The sequence below is a fragment of the Corynebacterium sp. 21KM1197 genome (genome assembly GCF_033783015.1).
GTDB lineage: Bacteria > Actinomycetota > Actinomycetes > Mycobacteriales > Mycobacteriaceae > Corynebacterium.
The window spans coordinates 2,029,536-2,049,040 of the sequence record NZ_CP123907.1; the positions used below are offsets into that span (position 1 = coordinate 2,029,536).

17 protein-coding genes are annotated in these 19,505 nt (G+C 67.0%); 1 reads left to right on the forward strand and 16 read right to left on the reverse strand.

Annotated features, from left to right (window positions below):
- Positions 1–105: 105 nt before the first annotated feature.
- The 4 genes from OLW90_RS09875 to OLW90_RS09890 form a co-directional block, all read right to left on the reverse strand.
- A complete protein-coding gene (locus OLW90_RS09875) occupies positions 106–1,737 on the reverse strand; it encodes an ABC-ATPase domain-containing protein (RefSeq protein WP_319649920.1) in 1,632 nt (543 codons plus the stop codon).
- A gap of 33 nt (positions 1,738–1,770) precedes the next feature.
- Positions 1,771–4,386 (reverse strand): ATP-dependent Clp protease ATP-binding subunit, encoded by a 2,616-nt coding sequence (locus OLW90_RS09880; protein ID WP_319649921.1) that lies wholly within the window; start codon positions 4,384–4,386, stop codon positions 1,771–1,773.
- Positions 4,387–4,691: 305 nt separating this feature from the next.
- Complete coding sequence (locus OLW90_RS09885; RefSeq protein ID WP_319649922.1) at positions 4,692–6,173, reverse strand: MDR family MFS transporter; 1,482 nt, start codon at positions 6,171–6,173, stop codon at positions 4,692–4,694.
- Between the two features lie 36 nt (positions 6,174–6,209).
- Entirely contained in the window at positions 6,210–6,785 is a 576-nt protein-coding gene (locus OLW90_RS09890; RefSeq protein WP_319649923.1) for a TetR/AcrR family transcriptional regulator, read from the reverse strand.
- A 99-nt stretch (positions 6,786–6,884) separates the two neighbouring features.
- Here OLW90_RS09890 and OLW90_RS09895 point away from each other — a divergent pair, with 99 nt between their 5' ends.
- Positions 6,885–7,961: an ABC transporter permease gene (locus tag OLW90_RS09895; RefSeq protein ID WP_319649924.1), complete on the forward strand. Its 1,077-nt coding sequence runs from the start codon at positions 6,885–6,887 to the stop codon at positions 7,959–7,961.
- Positions 7,962–8,033: 72 nt separating this feature from the next.
- Here the strand turns inward: OLW90_RS09895 and lysS are convergent, their stop codons facing one another.
- The 12 genes from lysS to tilS form a co-directional block, all read right to left on the reverse strand.
- Positions 8,034–9,659: a lysine--tRNA ligase gene (lysS, locus tag OLW90_RS09900; RefSeq protein ID WP_319649925.1), complete on the reverse strand. Its 1,626-nt coding sequence runs from the start codon at positions 9,657–9,659 to the stop codon at positions 8,034–8,036.
- Positions 9,619–10,542: a pantoate--beta-alanine ligase gene (locus tag OLW90_RS09905; RefSeq protein WP_319649926.1), complete on the reverse strand. Its 924-nt coding sequence runs from the start codon at positions 10,540–10,542 to the stop codon at positions 9,619–9,621. The genes lysS and OLW90_RS09905 overlap by 41 nt, the downstream gene beginning before the upstream one ends.
- Positions 10,539–11,255, reverse strand: a complete 717-nt coding sequence (locus OLW90_RS09910; RefSeq protein ID WP_319649927.1) for a hypothetical protein — start codon at positions 11,253–11,255, stop codon at positions 10,539–10,541. The genes OLW90_RS09905 and OLW90_RS09910 overlap by 4 nt, the downstream gene beginning before the upstream one ends.
- Before the next feature lie 11 nt (positions 11,256–11,266).
- On the reverse strand, positions 11,267–12,361 hold the full coding sequence (locus OLW90_RS09915; protein WP_319649928.1) for a DUF6779 domain-containing protein: 1,095 nt from the start codon (positions 12,359–12,361) through the stop codon (positions 11,267–11,269).
- A gap of 10 nt (positions 12,362–12,371) precedes the next feature.
- Positions 12,372–12,839 (reverse strand): DUF3180 domain-containing protein, encoded by a 468-nt coding sequence (locus OLW90_RS09920; RefSeq protein ID WP_319649929.1) that lies wholly within the window; start codon positions 12,837–12,839, stop codon positions 12,372–12,374.
- Complete coding sequence (gene folK, locus OLW90_RS09925; protein ID WP_319649930.1) at positions 12,836–13,411, reverse strand: 2-amino-4-hydroxy-6-hydroxymethyldihydropteridine diphosphokinase; 576 nt, start codon at positions 13,409–13,411, stop codon at positions 12,836–12,838. The genes OLW90_RS09920 and folK overlap by 4 nt, the downstream gene beginning before the upstream one ends.
- Entirely contained in the window at positions 13,404–13,847 is a 444-nt protein-coding gene (folB, locus tag OLW90_RS09930) for a dihydroneopterin aldolase (protein WP_319649931.1), read from the reverse strand. The genes folK and folB overlap by 8 nt, the downstream gene beginning before the upstream one ends.
- A 32-nt stretch (positions 13,848–13,879) precedes the next feature.
- Complete coding sequence (folP, locus tag OLW90_RS09935; RefSeq protein WP_319649932.1) at positions 13,880–14,839, reverse strand: dihydropteroate synthase; 960 nt, start codon at positions 14,837–14,839, stop codon at positions 13,880–13,882.
- 9 nt (positions 14,840–14,848) lie between these two features.
- Entirely contained in the window at positions 14,849–15,436 is a 588-nt protein-coding gene (folE, locus tag OLW90_RS09940; protein ID WP_413464470.1) for a GTP cyclohydrolase I FolE, read from the reverse strand.
- Positions 15,417–17,744, reverse strand: coding sequence for an ATP-dependent zinc metalloprotease FtsH (gene ftsH / locus OLW90_RS09945; protein WP_319649934.1), 2,328 nt, complete (start codon positions 17,742–17,744; stop codon positions 15,417–15,419). Before ftsH ends, folE begins: the two co-directional genes overlap by 20 nt.
- A 185-nt stretch (positions 17,745–17,929) precedes the next feature.
- The gene (hpt, locus tag OLW90_RS09950) at positions 17,930–18,520 is read right to left on the reverse strand and encodes a hypoxanthine phosphoribosyltransferase (RefSeq protein ID WP_319649935.1); all 591 of its coding nucleotides are present in this window, start codon (positions 18,518–18,520) and stop codon (positions 17,930–17,932) included.
- The gene (gene tilS / locus OLW90_RS09955; RefSeq protein WP_319649936.1) at positions 18,510–19,505 is read right to left on the reverse strand and encodes a tRNA lysidine(34) synthetase TilS; all 996 of its coding nucleotides are present in this window, start codon (positions 19,503–19,505) and stop codon (positions 18,510–18,512) included. Before tilS ends, hpt begins: the two co-directional genes overlap by 11 nt.

Consider the following 19,505-nt stretch of genomic DNA (forward strand, 5'->3'; position numbering starts at 1 on the left):
GTGACCGGAGTGAATCCCACCAGTCACACAGTGGCGGTAAAAGATACCCGCAGTGCGCTGTGTGACTCACTGGTTTCACACCAGCAACACAGCGGCGAGGAAAAATCACTCCACCTCCAACCCCCTATACCTATTCACCGCCGCCATGATCTCGTGAACGCGAGGCCGGGCATAGAGACCCGGATGCCCCCGGTGCGGGGAGAGGGCGGAAAGGCCCTGGGCGTCGATAAGCGCCGCGATCTGCTCTACGGCCCCCCGCAGCGATTCCCCCGAACCCAGGCGACGTTCCAGCAGGTCAATCGCGTGGGCGATGCCGGTGGTCTGGGATTGATCCACCAGTTGCTCGGCGGGCCCGAGGTCGATGGTGCTCTTTCCATACCTAATAAGAGTGCGGCCCTTGGCGGCGGCCGGTTTGCGCTTGCCGGGGGCGCGCAACTCCACGGGCACGCGCGGGGCACCCGGACGGAACCCCGCCGAGGTCGATGGTGGCTTACCGCCGAGGTCGTGGGCCTGGGAGGTGACGTCGGAGACTCGGTAGGCGTCGAGCGCGATCACGTGATCGGCCACGGAGAAGAACGCCCCGGAGCCACCGGCAACCAACACAGTGGAAACCCCGGCGTCGCGGTAGAGGGCGCGCACGGTGTCCACGAAGGGGGTGATCGGCTCGCGGTCGGCGCTGATCAGGGCGCGCATGCGCTCGTCGCGGATCATGAAGTTGGTGGCGGAGGTGTCCTCGTCGATGAGCAGGGTGTCCGCGCCTGCCTCGATGGCCTCCACCAGATTGGCCGCCTGGGAGGTGGAGCCGGAGGCGTTGGTGGTGGAAAAGGAGGTGGTGTCCTCCCCGGAGGGCAGGTTATTAATAAAAGCGGAGATGTCCGCGCCGCTGACCGCGCGGCCGTCCTCGGCACGCACGGAGACCGCCGCCGGACGGGCAATCACCCATTCCCGGCCATCGCCCTCGATATGGGGATACACGCCGCGCTCGATGGCGCGCAGCAGCGTGGACTTGCCGTGGTAGCCGCCGCCCACGATCACGGTCACGCCCTCGGGAACACCCATGCCGGTGAGCGTGCGGCCGCTGGGCAGCGTCACCTCGCGGCGCAGGCTCTCGGGGGAGGCAAAGGGCACGGCGTCCACCAGGGGCTCATCGCTATCCCCGGAGCGACGCGGCAGCACGGCCCCCTCCCCCACAAAAGCCACCAGGCCCAGCTCCGGGAGCTGGCCGCGCAGCCATTCCTGATCCCGGTGCAGGCTCACGTGGCGATCAAGGGCCTGGGTATCCACGCCCAGCGTTTTCCCCGCCACGCCAGGCAGGGCCTCGGTGAGGATCGTGGCGGCCAGGCGGCCCTTGATCCTGCGTCCGGCGGCGGGCAGCGCCACGGTAAAGCGCACCAGGGCATAATCCTCATGCACCTCGGCGGTGGTGCGCTCTAAGATCTGCTGGCCAATGCGGCCGATCTGAATATCCCGGCTCCCCCGCGCCGCCCGATCAAACACGCGGGTGAGGTAATCGGCGGCGGCCACGCGCTCCCCGCGTTCCCGGTACTGGCTCAGGTTGAGCGGCAGCCGCAGGTGGGCTAACGACGGCGGCGCATACGGATCGACCTGGGCGCGATCGAGGGTGAAATTCACCCCCCGGCCCAGGTCATACGTGGTTCCCGTCAGATCGCGGTAAGCCCTATAGGGCTTACCGTCGAGGCGGGTGAGGTCACAGCGTAGATCGTTGAGGTTCTTCATCGCCTCCCTGTTTACCAGGGAGGCTCCGGTGAATTACTCGGAATCCTCCGTGACCTCGCGCACCTCCTCCTCGATCTCCTCGAAGGCGTCCTCCGGCAGCGGCTTGGGGCGCGGGGTGAAGGTGAACTTGGCGTCCTGGGTCTCCTTGGAATCGCCGTCCCAGCCCTCCACGTCCACGGTGACGATCTCCCCAGCACCCAACTCGCCAAAGAGGATCTTCTCGCTCATCGTGTCCTCGATCTCGCGCTGAATGGTGCGACGCAGCGGGCGGGCACCCAGCACGGGATCGAAGCCGCGCTTGGCCAGCAGGCTCTTGGCCTTCTCGGTGAGTTCGATGCCCATGTCCTTGGCCTGGAGCATCTTCTCCACGCGCCCGATGAGCAGTTCCACCATCTGCACGATCTGATCCTGGGAGAGCTGGTGGAACACCACGGTGTCATCGATGCGGTTGAGGAACTCTGGCTTAAAGTGCTTCTTCAACTCATCGTGCACCTTGTTCTTCATGCGCTGGTACTGCGCGGCCTCGTCGTTCTCCGAGGAGCCGGTGAAGCCCATGCCCACGGCCTTGGAGATGTCCTGGGTGCCCAGGTTCGAGGTGAAGATCAGCACGGTGTTCTTGAAGTCCACCACGCGGCCCTGGCCGTCGGTAAGCCGACCCTCCTCCAGCACCTGAAGCAGGGTGTTGTAGATCTCCTTGTGGGCCTTCTCGATCTCGTCGAAGAGCACCACGGAGAACGGCTTGCGGCGCACCTTCTCGGTGAGCTGGCCGCCCTCCTCGTAACCCACGTATCCGGGGGGAGCGCCAAAGAGCCGGGAGGCGGTGAAGCGATCGTGGAACTCGCCCATGTCGATCTGAATGAGAGCGTCCTCCTCGCCAAAGAGGAACTCCGCGAGCGCCTTGGACAGTTCCGTCTTACCCACACCGGAGGGGCCGGCGAAGATGAAGGAACCGGAGGGGCGCTTGGGGTCCTTCAGGCCCGCGCGGGTGCGGCGGATGGCACGCGCCACGGACTTCACGGCGTCGTCCTGGCCGATGATCCGCTTGTGCAGTTCCGCCTCCATGTTGAGCAGGCGCGTGGACTCCTCCTCAGTGAGCTTGAACACCGGAATGCCGGTCCAGTTGCCCAGCACCTCCGCGATCTGCTCCTCACCCACCTCGGCGATGTCCTCTAGGTCGCCGTCACGCCACTGCTTTTCCTTCTCGGCGCGCTCCTCGCCCAACTTGCGCTCCTTATCGCGCAGGCCGGCGGCCTTTTCAAAGTCCTGGGCGTCAATCGCGGCTTCTTTTTCCTTGCGCACGGCGGCGATCCGCTCGTCCACCTCGCGCAGGCCCTCCGGCGCGGTCATGCGCTTGATGCGCATGCGGGCACCGGCCTCGTCGATGAGGTCCACGGCCTTATCGGGCAAGTACCGATCGTTGATGTAGCGATCGGAAAGCCGCACGGCGGCCTCCAGGGCGGAGTCCGTGATGGACACGCGGTGGTGTGCCTCGTAACGATCCCGCAGGCCCTTGAGGATCTCCACCGAGAGTTCCACCGAGGGCTCGGGCACCTGCACCGGCTGGAAGCGGCGCTCCAGGGCGGCGTCCTTCTCGATGTGCTTGCGGTACTCATCCAGGGTGGTGGCGCCGATGGTCTGGAGTTCGCCGCGCGCCAACTTGGGCTTGAGCAGCGAGGCGGCGTCGATAGCCCCCTCGGCGGCACCCGCGCCCACCAGGGTGTGAATCTCATCGATGAACAAGATGATGTCCCCGCGCTGGTTGATCTCCTTGAGCACCTTCTTCAGGCGCTCCTCGAAGTCACCGCGATAGCGCGATCCGGCCACCAGGGAACCCAGATCCAGGGAATAGAGCTGCTTATCCTTGAGCGTCTCCGGCACCTTGCCATTGACGATGTCCAGGGCCAGGCCCTCCACCACGGCGGTCTTGCCCACGCCGGGCTCACCGATAAGCACCGGGTTGTTCTTGGTGCGGCGGCTGAGCACCTGCATGACGCGCTCGATTTCCTTCTCGCGCCCCACCACCGGGTCCAACTTGCCGTCCTTGGCTGCCTGGGTAAGGTTGCGACCAAACTGATCTAAGACCAGGGAGTTCGAGCGATCTCCCGAGGAACCACCACGGCCACCGCCGCCACCGGGGCCCGAGGCCGCACCCGCACCCACGGGGCCGCCCTTGGTGGACTGATTACCCTCCGGGTTGGTGCCCTGGCCGCCCTCATAACCGGAGAGCAGCTGAATCACCTGCTGACGCACGCGCGGCAGATCCGCACCGAGCTTGACCAGCACCTGGGCGGCCACGCCCTCGCCCTCTCGGATCAGGCCCAGCAGCAGAAACTCCGTGCCGATGTACTTGTGGCCCATTTGTAGGCCCTCGCGGAGGGAAAGTTCCAGCACCTTCTTGGCGCGGGGGGTAAAGGGGATGTGGCCGGTGTGCGGCTGGGAACCGTGACCGATAATTTCCTCGACCTCGCGGCGGACGTCGTCAAGCGAAATGCCCATGGATTCCAGGGCCTTGGCCGCCACGCCCTCGCCCTCGTGAATGAGGCCGAGCAGGATGTGCTCGGTGCCGATGTAATTGTGGTTAAGCATTCGCGCTTCTTCCTGCGCCAGCACGATGACGCGGCGCGCGCGATCCGTAAACCTCTCGAACATTTTTAGTAATCCCTCACTTCATCGCTCTTTATTGTTTCACCTACTCTAACGCCCGGGTGGGACGAAAAAATGCGCTCGCGTACCCACGCACCGCCCCAACCCCCTAAAAATTAGCCTTTGCGCAGGTCACCGCGCTGTACGCCGGTAGCGAACAGCCCTCAAAACCCCGGTAAAAATCCACTATCGCCACCCCTGCGGCCCACCACGAGAACCCGCGCACCGCCGCGGGAAAAACCGATGAAAAAGGGCCGTGCCACGGTGGCACGGCGCCTCCCCCTCTCCCCCAGTAGATCCCGCACAAGCCCCTAGTGCGCGGCGGGTGCCCCCTGCCCCGAGGTGGGCACGCGGCGCACAAAGAAGGCCAGCACCAGGGCCAGCACCGCAAAGACGGTGGCCAGCAGGAAGGCCCAGTGGGTGCCGTGCGCGGTGGCCGCCTCCATCGTCTCCCCGTTGGCCACGGCCGTCTTGGTACCCCGGCCCAGCATCATGATCAGCAGCGCGGTGCCCATCGCGCCCGCCAACTGCTGCAAGGTGTTCAGCGAGGCGGAGCCGTGTCCGTAGAGGTTCGCGGGCAGCGCCCCCAGGGCGGTGGTCATCAGCGGGGTGATGGAAAGACCCAGGGACACCGAGAAGCAGATGTGCATGATGACCACCTCGGGCAGGGTGCTGTGCTCATCCAGGGTAGACATGGCCGCCAGGGAGCCCACCAGCAGCGTCACGCCGGGCAGAAGCAGCGGGCGCGGGCCCACCCGATCAAAAATGCGGCCCACGAACGGGGAGAGCAGGCCGTTGAGCAGGCCGCCCGGCAGCAGGATCAGGCCGGTGGTGCGCTCCGTGAAGTCCAAGGAGGTTTGCAGGTACAGCGGCAAAACGGTGACCGCGCCCAGCAGTGCACCGAAGATCATCAGCAGCACGGATACCGGGAGGGAGAAATCCCGCAGCGCAAAAACGCGCAGATCCAACAGCGCCCGGCCGGAGGGAATCAGGGCGCGCTGGCGCAGCACGAAGGCAACCAGGGCCGCGATACCCACCGCAACCAGCAGAATCACCCGGCCGCGCATGGTGCTCTGGGGATCGAAGAGTTCGCCCAGGGAACTCAGGGCGTAGATCAGCGCGCCAAAGGCCACCGCGGAGAGCAGCACGGAGACAACGTCCAGGGGCGTCTTGGCCGTCTCCCCGATGTTGCGCAGGAAGAACAGGCCGCACACCAGCACCACCGCTACCAGCGGCACCATCACCCAGAAGAGCCAGTGCCAGGTGTACGCCTCCAAGATGAGGCCGGACACCGTGGGGCCGAGCGCCGGGGCCACCGCCATGACGATGGAGATGGTGCCCATCACCGTGCCTCGGCGCTGCGGGGGTACCACGGTCATGGCCACCGTCATCAACAGCGGCATGATCAGGGCCGTGCCCACCGCCTGCAACACGCGCCCGGCGAGCAAAACGCCAAACACCGGGGCCATCGCGGCCACCACGGTGCCGGTGAGGAAGGAGAGCAGGGCGGTGAGGAAGATGATACGGGTGCTCCACCGTTGCAGCAGGTAGCCAGTGGTGGGGATCACGATGGCCATGGTGAGCATGAAGCCGGTGGTGAGCCACTGCGCCACCTCGGCCTCGATGCCAAAGTCCGCCATGATGGCGGGCAGGGCCACCGAGAGGATCGTTTCATTGAGGAACATCATCATGGCGGCAAAGACCAGCACCACCAGGACGACGATCACGGAACCAGGGATCTTCACGTCCTCAGAAGAAGAATCTAGAGGCGCGGAAGGCTCTTTGTTCGACATAGAGAGGCCTTTCCACTTTTGGGTAAAATAGATCCGCTACCTTAGCACCCTGCGCAAGCCCTCCTCCAAATGAAACATGGGTTCCCCCAACAAGGCGCTCTGCACGAGCGCCCCCTGGGCCATCGCCAGGATCGGCCCCACCGCGCCCCGCGCACGCCTTTCCGGCCCTTCCGCCCCCTCCTGCGTGTACCAGGCCACCAGATATTCCTCCACGGCCTCACGCCCCTCGGAGAGAACCTGGAACGCCACCTCCTGCATTCCCTCGTTATTCACCGCCTCCCCCCACATCTGCACGATCATCGCTGAGCCCGGTTCCCCCTTCTTTAGCACGTGAAAAAACTCCACCAGGGCCTCCTCCGGGGGTGGCACCGCACCCGTGGCGGATTGCCCAAGCACTCTTAGCCTCCGCCCCAGAACATCCCGGGCGGCGGCCTGAAAAAGCTCATTCTTGCTGGGAAAATACCCATAGATGGCCCCGGCGGACAGGCCGGAGGCCCTAATAATCTCCGCCATCGAGGCGTTGGCAAAGCCCCTTTCCCCCAGCACCGTCACGGCGGCGTCAATGATCCGTTGGCGCTGCCGTTGGCGGCGTTCCTCGCTGATTTTCGGCATGAACACAACATAGAAAATGAACGTTCGGTTTGACAAGCGACCAGAACCGGAGCACCATCACAAAAAGAACGAACATTCTTTTTAAGAAAGGCTTGCGGCATGTCCACTCACCCCGCCACATCAACCTCCCCGGCCAGCCCCCAAGAACCCGCTCAGACCCCACAGCCGGAAAAGACCCCCTGGTCCAAGGCCCTGCTCATCGGCCTCGCCGCCACCGCCGTAGTCACCCTGGCCCTCCTGGCCTTCAGCTGGCCCTCCTACACCGCCACGCCCAAGAATCTCCCGGTCAGCGTGGTGGCCAGCGAGTCCGCCTACACCGCCATGACCCAAACCCTGGCGCAGCAGGATTCCCCCTTTGACCTCAGCCGCGCGGAATCCCGGGAGGAGGCCACCCGGAAGATTGAGCAGCGCGAATCCTATGGCGCGTTCATCCTCCCCAGCGCCCCCGGCGAGCAGATGGAGGTGCTCACCTCCCCCGCCGCCAATAACTCCATAGCCACCATGCTCGGCACGGCGGGCACCACCATGCACAAGCAGCAAGTCGCCGCCGCCCTGGAAAGCGGCCAGGCCGCCGACCCACAGGCCAGCGCCGCCCTCACCCAACAGGCCCTCAAGGGCCCCACCATCACCCCCGTCTCTCCCCTGAGCGAGGACGATCCCCAGGGCAGCGGGCTCGCCGTGGCGGCCTTCCCCCTGATACTCGGCGGCATCATCGGCGGCGTGCTCATCTCCCTCACCGTCCGCGGTGCCGCGCAGCGCTTCACCGCCATCCTCGCTTACTCCACCATCGCGGCCAGCGCGCTCCTCTTCGTCCTGCACACTTGGTTTGGCTTCCTCCCCACCGCCAGCCTGCCCCTGTGGGGCGCCCTGGCCCTCGGCCTTGGTGCCACGGCCAGCCTGGTCACGGGTCTGCACAGCCTGCTGGGCACCCCCGGAATCGGCCTCGGTGCGATCATCACCGTGTTCATCGCCAACCCCATCTCCGGGGCCACCCTGCCGCTGGAGTTCCTGCCCTGGCACTTTGAGGCCCTCGGCCGCGTCTTTGTCCCCGGCGCCACCCAGGAACTGCTGCGCAACCTCAGCTACTTCCCGGAGGCCAGCAACACTCAGCCCTGGCTGGTGCTCAGCGCATGGGCGGTGTTCGGACTGCTCTGCCTCGCAGCCAAGCGCCGCTAATACTATCGACGCCCTCCCTCCCACAGGTTATGCAGACAACGTGCGGGAGGGAGGGCGTCGATAAGCGGGTGCTTATGCCTCCGGCTTGACCATCGGGAAGAGAACCGTCTCCCGGATTCCCAGGCCGGTGAGCGCCATGAGCAGGCGATCAATGCCCATGCCCGTGCCCGAGGTGGGCGGCATGCCCTGCTCCATCGCGGCGAGGAAGTCCTCATCGAGCACCATCGCCTCATCATCGCCGCCCGCCGCCAGGCGCGCCTGATCCTCAAAGCGCTCGCGCTGGATCACCGGGTCCACCAGCTCGGAATAGCCCGTGGCCAGCTCAAAGCCGCGCACGTACAGGTCCCACTTCTCCGTCACGCGCGGCTGGGAACGGTGATCGCGGGTGAGCGGGGAAGTCTCCACGGGGAAGTTCTTGACGAACACCGGCCCATCGAGCTGATCGCCGCACAGGTGCTCCCAGATCTCCTCCACGAACTTGCCGTGGCCCCAGCCGCCCTTCTCCGGCCAATCCAGGCCGATCGCGTCCGCCAACGCGCGCAATTCCTCCACCGTGGAATCCACGGTCACCTCCGGCTGGCCGGGGTGCTTGCGCGCCAGGGCCTCGTTGAGGGAGGGGTACATCTCCATCTCGCGCCACTGCCCGCCGAGGTCGTACTCGGAACCATCGGCCAGAGTCACGGTGGTGGAGCCAAAGACCTCCATCGCCACGGCCTGAATCAACTCGCGGGTCAGGCGCGCGCCGTCCTCATACGTGCCATAGGCCTGATACGTCTCCAACATACCAAACTCCGGGCTGTGGGAGGAATCCACGCCCTCGTTGCGGAAGTTGCGGTTTACCTCAAACACGCGCTCCATGCCGCCCACCACGCAGCGCTTCAAGTACAACTCCGGTGCAATACGCAGGTAAAGATCAATATCCAGGGCGTTGGAGTGCGTGATGAAGGGGCGCGCGGCGGCACCGCCGTGGAGGGTCTGCAACATGGGCGTCTCCACCTCCAGGAAGTCCTGCCCCTCCAGGAAGCGGCGCAGCGCCCGCATGACCTTCACGCGGGTCAGCGCGTTGGTGCGCGCCTGCTCGCGCATAATCAGATCCGTGTAGCGCTGGCGCACGCGGGTATCCTCCGCCATCTCCGCGAAGGACACAGGCAGGGGGCGCAGCGCCTTGGAAACCATCGCCCAGCCGCTGGCCATCACGGAGAGTTCGCCGCGCTTAGAGGCCACCACCTTGCCGCGCACGGAAACAAAATCACCGAGGTCCGCGTCCGACTTCCAGGAATCCAGGGACTCCTGGCCCACCTCCGCCAGGGAGAGCATGGCCTGAATGGTGGTGCCATCGCCCTCCTGCAAGGTGGCAAAGCACAACTTGCCGGTATTGCGCATGAACATCACGCGCCCCACCACGGCCACGATCTCCCCCGATTCCTCGCCGGGGTTCAGCACGGTGACCTCGGGGCCCTGGGCCGGGGCTTCCGACGCCTCCTGGGCCTCCTTGTTCACCCAATACTTTGCGCGAAGATCGCGGATAGAGGTGGTGCGATCCACCTCCACCGGGTACGGCTCCACTCCCTGTTCCAGCAGGCGGGCGCGCTTTTCGCGGCGAATCCGCAACTGCTCGGGGAGTTCCGCCTGATCCTTGGTGTTCTTGGCTGCTTCCTTAGCGTTCGTCACGCTTGTCAAGGGTAGCCGATAGCACATCGGTACCGTTCCCCTGGCGTGCGTGACGCCCCGAGGGCTCCTCGTTCCGCTCCGCTTCCTCCGCCTCCTGGGCGTGGGCCTCGATATTGCGGAACCCGATTCCCACCGGCACGCCCACGTTGTCGATCAACCGCACCCGGCCAAACTTGGCCGCCACCAGCAGGCGCGCGTCGCCCTTCTCCGGGGGCTCCCCCATGCCCATCGAGCGCAGTTCCAGGTACTCCGGGGTGACCTTGGCGGCCTCCAACACGCCGCGCGCGGCATCCAGCACCGCCTGAGCCCCACCCTCGGCGGCATGCGCGCCCGCCGTGAGCGCGGCGGACAGCGCCAGCGCCTTAGTGCGATCCTTCTCCGGCACGCGCGCGTTGCGCAGGGACACCGCCAGACCATTGGGCATGCGCACCGTGGGCACCCCGTGCACCCGCACCCCGGTGTGGAAATCCGTCATGGCGGTCTGCACGCACACCGCCAACTCGTAGTCCTTCTCCCCCACCATCACGTCCGTGGCCTGGGTGATCTGCGTGAGAATCACGATGCGGGTGAGTTCAATGGCCAGATCGTCCACGAACTCCAGCCCCCAGTCCCGCGGATACACCACGGTGCGCACCCCCTGCGGGTGCAGATCCTCCACCGAGTACCGATAGATCACATCGGTATCCAGCACCGCCAGCCGGGAGCGATCCACCTCGCCGGAGACCGCCACGATCACCACCGAACCCGGCACCCGGCGCGCGGCGCGCACCAGAGAGATGTGCCCCGCGTGAATGGCCGAACCCAAGGGAACCAGCACCACCGGCTTACCCGTCTTGCGGAATGCCCGCGCGATCGTGGCTACCCGATCCACAGAATGAACCTCGGTGGCCTCGCCCCTTCGGAACGTCATGGTTTTTCCTCCTGCATTGCCCACAACTCCACTTCTTCTCTTCCGTCTCGCTCCGCCGCTCGGCGCGCGAGTTGAGCAAAAATCCGCGCCCGCCCGGGATCGACAATGCCCGTGAGTTGGCGGACGAGGTCGGGGGCTTCGGCAAGCGCCGGAATAGTGCGGGTATCGCGCTGCTCAAGATCAATCTCTGAGGATACGATAGTCCCCTCCACGGCGGCGCGCATGGTGCGGTTCGCCTCCTCGGCTACGTCGCGGGCAAAGCGGGACCAACTCAGCCCCGTGGCCAGGGCCGCCCGACGCTCCCCAGACACCAGCACCGCCACACCACCCAGTTCCTTAACCAGCAGTTCCAGCACCGTCTTGCCCAGTTCATCGGTGTACTCCACCGCCCACCGCCCCGGCCACAGGGGAACCAGGCTACCCACCACCGCCCCCACTTCCTTGACCGGAGTCAAGGGCTCTAGGCTCTCCCCCGGCACTACATGCAGCACGATGTGATGGGGGCGGGTGTGCGGTGCTATCTGAGCCACCGCCTCCGGTAACTCCCGCGCGCTCACCCCCAGCAGAATAGCCTGCACCGCCTCGATCTCCCCGCCCGTGGTGGCGGCGTCGAGCGGGATCATCGCATGCCCCGCGTTTTCTAATCCGGTGGCGATCTCCCCCGCCACCTGCTCGGCGTAGTGGCCCGCCCCGCACCATACCCCCACCCTCATGCGAGGGGGCTTCACTTCTCACCCCGCCGCATATTCGCCATCAGTTCCGCCACGGAAAGCCCCCCGGAGCGCTCATCCGCGCGACGACGCCCCCGGCTGCGCAGCGCTTCCCGATCCTCCGAGGCTTCCTGATCTGCCGAGGCCGCCGGGGCGGGGGCGGGTTCCTCCGCCACGGCGTTGATTTCGGCGGTGTCCTCCGCGCTCGGGCGCACGGGCTGCGCCGCCGGGGCCTCGCTTTCCCGGCTCCCAGAGCTCTCCGGCTCGGCCTCGTGGCGGCCTTGTCGCGCGGGCTCGCCGTACTCCTCCGACGCACCTCTTGCCGCACTCGCTGCTGCCGCGCTCGCCCCTGCTGTACTCGCCTCTGTCATACTCGCCGCGCCCGCGCGGTGGCTACCGCGATACGAGTCCTCGCCCGTCTCTAACAGGTGCGCCAACTCCGGGGAGATGGAGCGAGCGGCCTCCGCGTGCCCCTCAAGGTGCCCGAGCCTGCCCGCCACCGCGTCCAGGGAGGGCGCCCCGGAGACGTGGCCGGTCTTTTCCGGCACACTCACCGCGCTCTCCTCCAACTCCTGAAGCCGCCACGCCTGAGCGCGCAGGGCCGCGGGCTCGTATTCAAAGACGTGCCCCTGCAAGTCCTCCAACTGGCTGCGCACCTCGTCGATCCCGGCGCGAATCTCGCTGAGCAGGGCGATGTCCTCCTCGCTCAGGCCGCCGCGCGCGGCGGTGTTCTCCCCGGCCCCTCGCTGGCTCTGCGCCGCCTCCGCGCGGGCCTGGGCCTCACGCAACTCGGAGCGATGGAGGCGCTGCTCGTAGGCCAACTGCTCGGCGGAGCGCTGCACCTGGCGGCGATACCGGCTGACCAGGAAGAACCCGATGATGGAGGCCCACAGCGCCGCCAGCAGGGCCAACTTCAGGGCGGCATTGGAATCGGTCAATTGCATGACCACGCTGGCCGCCAGGGCCAGGATCACCAGCACCACCAGGAGCACCTGGCCGCCATCGGTCCCCGTACCCTCGGCCTTACCGTGGTGGCGGCGCGTATTAGCCCCGTGGGCGGCGCGGCGCGAGGTGGGCTCCGGGTTCCGGTCCGACTGCGGCGTACTCATGCCGTCTAACTTACCTAACCCCCTCCGAGCCAGGGGGAGGGGACACCTCACAACTGCGCTCCAGGAACACTCCGGCCGCCGCCAGCGCCACCCCGCCCAGGGCCGAGGCCACCACGCCGGGGACGTCCTGCCCGGCCGCCGCGAGTTCCCCGGCCCTGGGCAGCACGTAGATCCCCATGCCCGTATAGGCCCCGCCGATGAGCGCCCCCGTCCACGCAGACGCCTTGCCCACCACCAGGAACTGCGCCGCCATCACCGGATTGAGTTGGCTGCGATCCATGCCAATGCGCCCCTCCTTGCGCCGGGAGCGCACCTTGAACGCCAGGTACAGGCACACCACCGCCATCACCCACAGGGTGAGGGAGACAGTAACGGGAATATGAATCAGGGCGCCATAAAACCGCCAGGTGGCGATGGCCGCCAGGGCGGCTACAAAACCACCCACGCCGATCAGGAGTTTCACGGACGTCTTTTTCATGGGCGCGCCTCCTCTGCCTCATTCTCCCCCGCAGCGCTATCCAGCGGACCCAGGGGGACGATCTGTTCCGCCTCCCCCTCCGGCAGGGCACCGAGCCAGTGCGCCACCGGCTCCCCGTTCAGCCGCGCGGCGGGATCGGCCTCCGCCCAGGGCACCAACACAAAGGCCCGCTGGTGCGCCCAGGGGTGCGGCAAGGTGAGCACCGGATCCGCGGAAAGAACCTCCCGGCCTCCCCGATGTGCCTGCACCACATCGACGTCGAGGGTGCGCGGCCCCCACGTGCGCACGCGCACCCGCTGCGCCTCCTCCTCTAACTTCTGGCAGCGCCGCAGCAGCGCCAGCGGCTCCTCGGGCACCTCCACGATCACCACGGCGTTGAGGAACTCCGCCTGGTCCTCCACGCCCCACGGCGGGGTGGAGTACACCCGGGAGATGGCCACGATCTGCCCGGTGAACTCGCGGGTCACCGTGCGCAGCAGGGCCCAGCGATCCTCCATGTTGGAGCCGATGGAGAGCACCGCGCGCGTGGTATCCGGCGCTGCGGTTAGTGCGCGATCCACTGCGTTATCCATCGCTTTCCGCCCTTTCTGCGGAGGCGCGCTCCTCGGCAGGCCGCCGCGTGCCAGGCCCACCGGACGCGCTCGATTTACGGGAGCGCCGCGCCACCACCGCCACGTCGCCAAAGGTCAGCGGAATGGGAGCCTGGGGCTTGTGCACGGTGACCTCCACGGCGTGCAGGAGCGGGAACTGCGCCATCGCGGAATCCGCGATCTCCGCCGCCACCGTCTCAATGAGGTCGCGCGGGGGGCCGGTGAGCACCCGGTGCGCCAGTTCCGCCAACTCCGCGTAGTTCAGGGTAAGGGTGAGATCATCGCTGGCGGCGGCCGGGCGTAGATCTGCCCAGCAGGTGATGTCCACCAGAAAGTCCTGGCCCTCGCGTTTTTCCTCCGGGAATACCCCGTGATAACCGTATCCGGCCAGGCCGGTGAGCACGATCCTATCCGCCATGTTGTTTCTCCCCTTTGCTCCTTTAAGTCATCTCATCGGGCGTGCTCATTGTCCCCACGGCGTTCCCCGGCGGTGCTTTCCCCGGGCGCCTCCACGGGAATCTCCCCGGGCGATTCCACGACCGTGCTCCGGGGGTTGCCCCCAGGCGCAGAAACCGCAGCCCGCCAGCGCGCGGCCACGTCCACCGCGTCGCGGGACACCCCCACCTCGTGCACCCGCACGCCCCAGGCCCCGAGTTGTGCGGAGAGCGCCGTCACCGCCGCCGTGGCGGGGTCCGCGTCCACGGGGGTGGCGCTTAAGCCGCGATCCGCGCGAATCTCCGTGAGAAAGCGCTTGCGCGAGGCCCCCACCAGCAGGGGGAACTCCCCGGCGATGAACTCCGGCAGCGCGCCGAGCAGCGCCCAGTTATCCTCCGCGGACTTGGCAAAGCCCAGGCCCGGATCGAGCACGATGTTCCCCGCGTCCACCCCGGCTACGAGTGCCCTATCCACCAGGCGGCGCAGGGTGGCGCGCACGTCGGCCACCACGCCGCCCTCGTGCTCGGCGCGGCCCGCAGCGTCGCCAAAGCGCACCGCCTTCCAGTGCATGAGGCACACGGGAATGTCTGCCTCCGCCATCACGCGCGGCATGTTCTCATCGGCCAGGCCCCCGGAGACGTCGTTAATCATGCAGGTCCCGGCCTCGGCGGCGGCCTCGGCGGTGCTCGCCCGCATGGTGTCCACGGAGGTGGTTATTCCCTCCGCCGCCAGCGCCTTAATCACCGGGGTCACTCTGCGGCGCTCCGTCTCCGCGTCCACGCGGGTGGCACCGGGGCGGGTGGACTCCCCACCCACGTCGATCATGTCCGCCCCCGCCGCCACCAGCCGGTGCGCGTGCGCCACGGCGGCGTCCAGGTCGAGGTAGCGGCCGCCATCGGAAAAGGAATCCTCCGTGACGTTGAGAATCCCCATGACCAAGCATCGTCCCGGCACCGTGAGATCGGCTACGCGCATGGTGTGGCCCTATCCCTTGATCAGGCTCAATACCTCGGCGCGGGAGGCCGCCGAGGCCTGGAATCCACCGCGCACCGCCGAGGTGGTGGTGGTGGCCCCCGGCTTACGGATACCGCGCATGGCCATGCACAGGTGCTCGCACTCGATGACCACGATCACCGATTGCGCGCCGAGTTTGTCCACCAGCGCGTCCGCCACCTGGGAGGTCAGCCGCTCCTGCACCTGGGGACGGCGCGCGTACAGGTCCACCAACCGGGCAAGTTTGGAAAGGCCGGTGACCATGCCCTGCTTATTGGGGATGTACCCGATGTGCGCCTTGCCCAGGAAGGGCAGCAGGTGGTGCTCGCAGGTGGAGTACACCGGAATATCGCGCACCAGCACCAATTCCTGGTGGTCCTCGTGGAACACCTTGTTCAACACCTCGGAGGGATCGGTGTGCAGGCCGCCAAAGGTCTCCCGGTAGGCGCGCGCCACCCGGGCCGGGGTATCGCGCAAGCCCTCGCGGTCCGGGTCCTCCCCCACCGCCAGGAGCAGCTCGCGCACGGCGGCCTCGGCGCGCGCCTGGTCAAAAGCGTTCTCAGCGCTCACCCTCGTCATCCTTTCCCTGTGCCTCCGGCTTCTCCGCGTGGTCGGGGCGCTCTCGCTCCGGGAGGCGGAACCCAATCATCTCCTCCGGCGGGACTACTCGCGCCCCTTCCGTACCCTCCGCGCCGTTGCGCTCCGCCTGCGGGGAACCGGACTCGCCCACCGGGCGGGCGGTACCCTGCGGCTCTGGTTTCCCCGGCTTCTCGACGGACTTCGGTGGCCACCCCGGAACTTCCCAGTTGGCCGGGGGCGGGGTTCCGGCGTACCTCGGTACTGCCTGGGAGTCCGCAGTACCGCCCTGCTTCTTCTCCTTTTCCTCCCGCTCCGCCAGGCGCTTGGCGCGCGCGGCGCGGGTGGCCTCCAGCAGGCTAAACGGCTTGGGCGGCTCCTCGCCGCGCTCAATCGCCAGCTCGGTGGGCGTCTTGACCGGGGCACGATCCTCCTGACGGGGGAAGCGCGCGGCCTCCTCCGGGAATACCTCGCCCGCGGATACCGGCTCGATCCCGTCGAACAGGGCCTCAAGATCGGGGCGGCGCAGGGTCTCCTTTTCCAGCAACTTCTCCGCCAGGCGATCCAGGTAATCCCGGTGCCGGGAGAGGATCTCATAGGACTTCTGGTGCGCCTTATCAATCAGGTAATGCACCTGCTCATCAATGGTGGCGGCCACCGTGGGCGAGTAATCCAGAGTGCCACCGCCGCCGCGCCCGGAGAAGGGATCGCCCTGCTCCGCGCCGTACTTCACGGTGCCCAGCGCGGGGGACATGCCATACTCCGTGACCATCGCGCGGGCGATCTTGGTGGCCTGCTCAATATCGGCGGAGGCACCCGTGGTGGGCTCGCCAAACACCAGTTCCTCGGCGGAGCGGCCACCCATCGCAAACACCAGGCGGGCAAAGAGTTCGTCCCGGTTGTACATGCCCTTATCGTCCTCGGCGGCGGTCATGGCGTGGCCGCCGGTGCGGCCGCGCGCCAGGATCGTCACCTTGTACACCCGCTCAATATCCTTGAGCGCCCAGGCGGAGAGGGTGTGCCCGCCCTCGTGATAGGCGGTGACCTTCTTTTCCTTCTCGGAGATCACCGTGGTGGAGCGGCGTGGTCCGCCGATCACGCGGTCGGTGGCCTCCTCCAGGGCGTCGGCGGTAATCACGTTGCCGCCGATGCGGGCGGTCAGCAGCGCGGCCTCATTGAGCACGTTGGCCAGATCTGCACCGGACATGCCCGCCGTGCGCTTGGCCAGGGCGTTGAGGTCGGCGTCGGGGGCAAAGGGCTTACCCTTGGCGTGAACCTTGAGGATCTGCTCGCGCCCGGCGAGGTCGGGGTTGGTCACGGGGATCTGGCGGTCAAAGCGGCCCGGGCGCAGCAGGGCCTGATCCAGCACGTCGGGACGGTTGGTGGCGGCCATGAGGATCACGCCCTCGCGGTCACCAAAGCCGTCCATCTCCACCAGCAACTGGTTCAGCGTCTGCTCGCGCTCGTCATGGCCGCCGCCCATGCCGCTGCCGCGATGGCGGCCCACGGCGTCGATCTCATCGATAAAGACGATGCAGGGGGAACTCTCGCGGGCCTGCTTGAACAGGTCGCGCACGCGCGAGGCACCCACACCCACGAACATCTCCACGAAGTCCGAGCCGGAGATGGAATAGAACGGCACCCCGGCCTCACCGGCCACGGCGCGGGCCAGCAGCGTCTTACCCGTTCCGGGCGGGCCGTAAAGCAGCACGCCGCGCGGAATCTTGGCCCCCAGCTCGTAATAGCGGGTGGGGTCCTCCAGGAAGTCCTTGATCTCCTGCAATTCCTCCACGGCGTCATCCGCGCCAGCCACGTCCGCAAAGGTGTTGGTGGGCATGTCCTTGGTCAGTTGCTTGGCCTTGGAGGCTCCGATGCCGAACATGCCGCCGGACTGCATACGGGTGAGGAAGAACATGAGCAGGCCAAAGAGCAGCAGCATGGGCAGCAGGAAGCTGACCATGGACATCAGGAAGCTCTCCTGGGTGACCCTGGTATCAAACTCTTCGGCGCCGGAGGCATTGACCGCATCGAAAATATCCGCGGTGGCGCGGGCCGGGTACTGCGTCAGGATCTCGGTGACGCCCTCGCGGGAGTCCACCTCGATCCCTTCCTTGAGGGTGAGGCGGAGGCGCTGCTCGCGGTCGTCGATCTGCGCGCCGCTCACGTTCTTATCGCTCAGTTGCTTCATCGCCACGGAGGTATCCACCCGCTGATAACCACGGGTATCGTCCGTGAGCAGGGAAAAGACAAAGAAGGTCACCAGAATGACGGCGGCGATCACGCCGAATCTAAGAATGCGCTTGTTTTTCATGTGTGCACGCCGAGGGTCATTGCTGTGTGGTTCCTCGGCCCAAACCCTTTCTCATTGTCCTGCTCCGGTACCACCGCCCGCACGCGGCCAGCGGTAACGAGTGACGCAGGTTCTTTCATGCGGAACAACGCCGCGAGCGGCCTTTTCGTTCCCCGTGCCGGGGGCCTCCCCCGCCTGGGCCCCTCTTACTTCTCGTGCGCGTACACCTCGGGGTTCAAAATCCCCACGTAGGGCAGATCGCGGTAGCGCTCCGCGTAATCCAGGCCGTAGCCGATGAGGAACTTATTGGGCAGGTCAAAGCCCACGTCCAGCAGGTCCACCTGGGCGGTTTGCACCTCCGGCTTGCGCAGCAGGGTCACCACCTCTAGGGACTTGGGGTTGCGGTGCTTAAGGTTGCGCATGAGCCAGGAGAGCGTGAGGCCGGAATCAATGATGTCCTCCACGATGAGCACGTTGCGCCCGCTAATATCGCGGTCCAGGTCCTTGAGAATCCGCACCACCCCGGAGGAGGTGGTGGAGTTGCCGTAGGAGGACACCGCCATGAACTCCATCTGCGCCGGAATGCTCAGGCGGCGGGCAAAGTCCGTCATGAAGAACACCGCACCCTTGAGCACGCCCACCAGCAGCAGGTCCTCCTCCTCGTCGCGGTAGCGCTCAGAGACCATATCCGCCATTTCCTGGATACGGGCTTGCAGTTCCTCCTCCGTGACCACCACCGAGGCCACATCGGCGGCATACGGCCCCTCGGGAACGTTGAAATCCTCTTTATCGTGCATGGCGCACCCCTTTCTCCCTTGTCACCGTAAGTTTGCCATCTGCCCGTGTCACAGCCAACCCCGCCCCCACGGCCACCGGGCCCTGCCCGCGCCAGTTCATCACCAGGGCGTCGAGGGCACGCATGGAGGCCCCGGTGACCTTTCCCCCGGCGTCGTGCACCATGCGGGCCAGCACGCGGGAGCGCACGGCGCGCGGCAGCGCGGCCAACTCCGCCGCGGAGCGCGTCTCCGCCCGGCGCGCCCACTCCTCCAGCGCCGCCGCGTCCTCCGCCGCGCGGTCCGCCGCCTGCGCCAGCGCCGGGCTGAGGTCGCCCACCCCAAGCGCGTCCGCCAGACCGGGAATCACCCTGCGGCGAAGCGCCACCCGGCGAAAGGCGGTGTCCCGATTCTGCGGGTCATGCCACGGTTCCAGCCCCAATTCCGCGCAGGCCCCCTGGGTATCGGCGCGGCGCACGCCCAGCAGCGGGCGGTGTAGGCCGCCGGAGACGGGCAACATTCCGGCGGGGTTACCGCGCAGCGCGCCCAGAAGATACGTCTCCGCCTGATCCTCGCGGGTATGCCCCACCAGGATCGGTCGCCCCCGGGACGCGCGTTCCAGGGCGGCGTAGCGCGCCGCGCGCGCGGCGGCCTCCATGCCGCCGGGCCCGGTCACCGCCACCCGCCACACGCTCGCGCTCGCGCCCATCGCCACGGCTATCGACGCCGCCTTCGCCGCCACCAGGCCGGAGCCCGGCTGTAAACCGTGGTCGATCACCACGGCGTGCACCCGCAGCCCCTCTACCAGGGCGGCGGCGAGCAGAGCGGTGGAATCAGGCCCGCCGGAAAGCCCCACGATCACCTCGGCGGCACCGGGATCACGCTCGGGGGAACTGAGGTGGTCTGAGATATGTCGGCGCAGGGCCAGGCGCACGGGAAGGAAATGCGGGGGGTCGCGGGGAATGAGCACCGCGCCGAGCCGGTGGTCCCTGCGCCGCGCGGCGCTCAC

Coding starts and splice junctions, on each gene's coding strand:
- OLW90_RS09920 (WP_319649929.1), bottom strand. CDS start 12,839: ATGAAAAAGACGTCCGTGAAACTCCTGATCGGCGTGGGTGGTTTTGTA.
- hpt (WP_319649935.1), bottom strand. CDS start 18,520: ATGCACGATAAAGAGGATTTCAACGTTCCCGAGGGGCCGTATGCCGCC.
- OLW90_RS09910 (WP_319649927.1), bottom strand. CDS start 11,255: ATGAGGGTGGGGGTATGGTGCGGGGCGGGCCACTACGCCGAGCAGGTG.
- OLW90_RS09885 (WP_319649922.1), bottom strand. CDS start 6,173: ATGTCGAACAAAGAGCCTTCCGCGCCTCTAGATTCTTCTTCTGAGGAC.
- OLW90_RS09895 (WP_319649924.1), top strand. CDS start 6,885: ATGTCCACTCACCCCGCCACATCAACCTCCCCGGCCAGCCCCCAAGAA.
- lysS (WP_319649925.1), bottom strand. CDS start 9,659: ATGTGCTATCGGCTACCCTTGACAAGCGTGACGAACGCTAAGGAAGCA.
- folE (WP_413464470.1), bottom strand. CDS start 15,436: ATGACGAGGGTGAGCGCTGAGAACGCTTTTGACCAGGCGCGCGCCGAG.
- folP (WP_319649932.1), bottom strand. CDS start 14,839: ATGCGCGTAGCCGATCTCACGGTGCCGGGACGATGCTTGGTCATGGGG.
- OLW90_RS09880 (WP_319649921.1), bottom strand. CDS start 4,386: ATGTTCGAGAGGTTTACGGATCGCGCGCGCCGCGTCATCGTGCTGGCG.
- OLW90_RS09875 (WP_319649920.1), bottom strand. CDS start 1,737: ATGAAGAACCTCAACGATCTACGCTGTGACCTCACCCGCCTCGACGGT.
- folK (WP_319649930.1), bottom strand. CDS start 13,411: ATGGATAACGCAGTGGATCGCGCACTAACCGCAGCGCCGGATACCACG.
- OLW90_RS09890 (WP_319649923.1), bottom strand. CDS start 6,785: ATGCCGAAAATCAGCGAGGAACGCCGCCAACGGCAGCGCCAACGGATC.
- OLW90_RS09905 (WP_319649926.1), bottom strand. CDS start 10,542: ATGACGTTCCGAAGGGGCGAGGCCACCGAGGTTCATTCTGTGGATCGG.
- folB (WP_319649931.1), bottom strand. CDS start 13,847: ATGGCGGATAGGATCGTGCTCACCGGCCTGGCCGGATACGGTTATCAC.
- OLW90_RS09915 (WP_319649928.1), bottom strand. CDS start 12,361: ATGAGTACGCCGCAGTCGGACCGGAACCCGGAGCCCACCTCGCGCCGC.
- ftsH (WP_319649934.1), bottom strand. CDS start 17,744: ATGAAAAACAAGCGCATTCTTAGATTCGGCGTGATCGCCGCCGTCATT.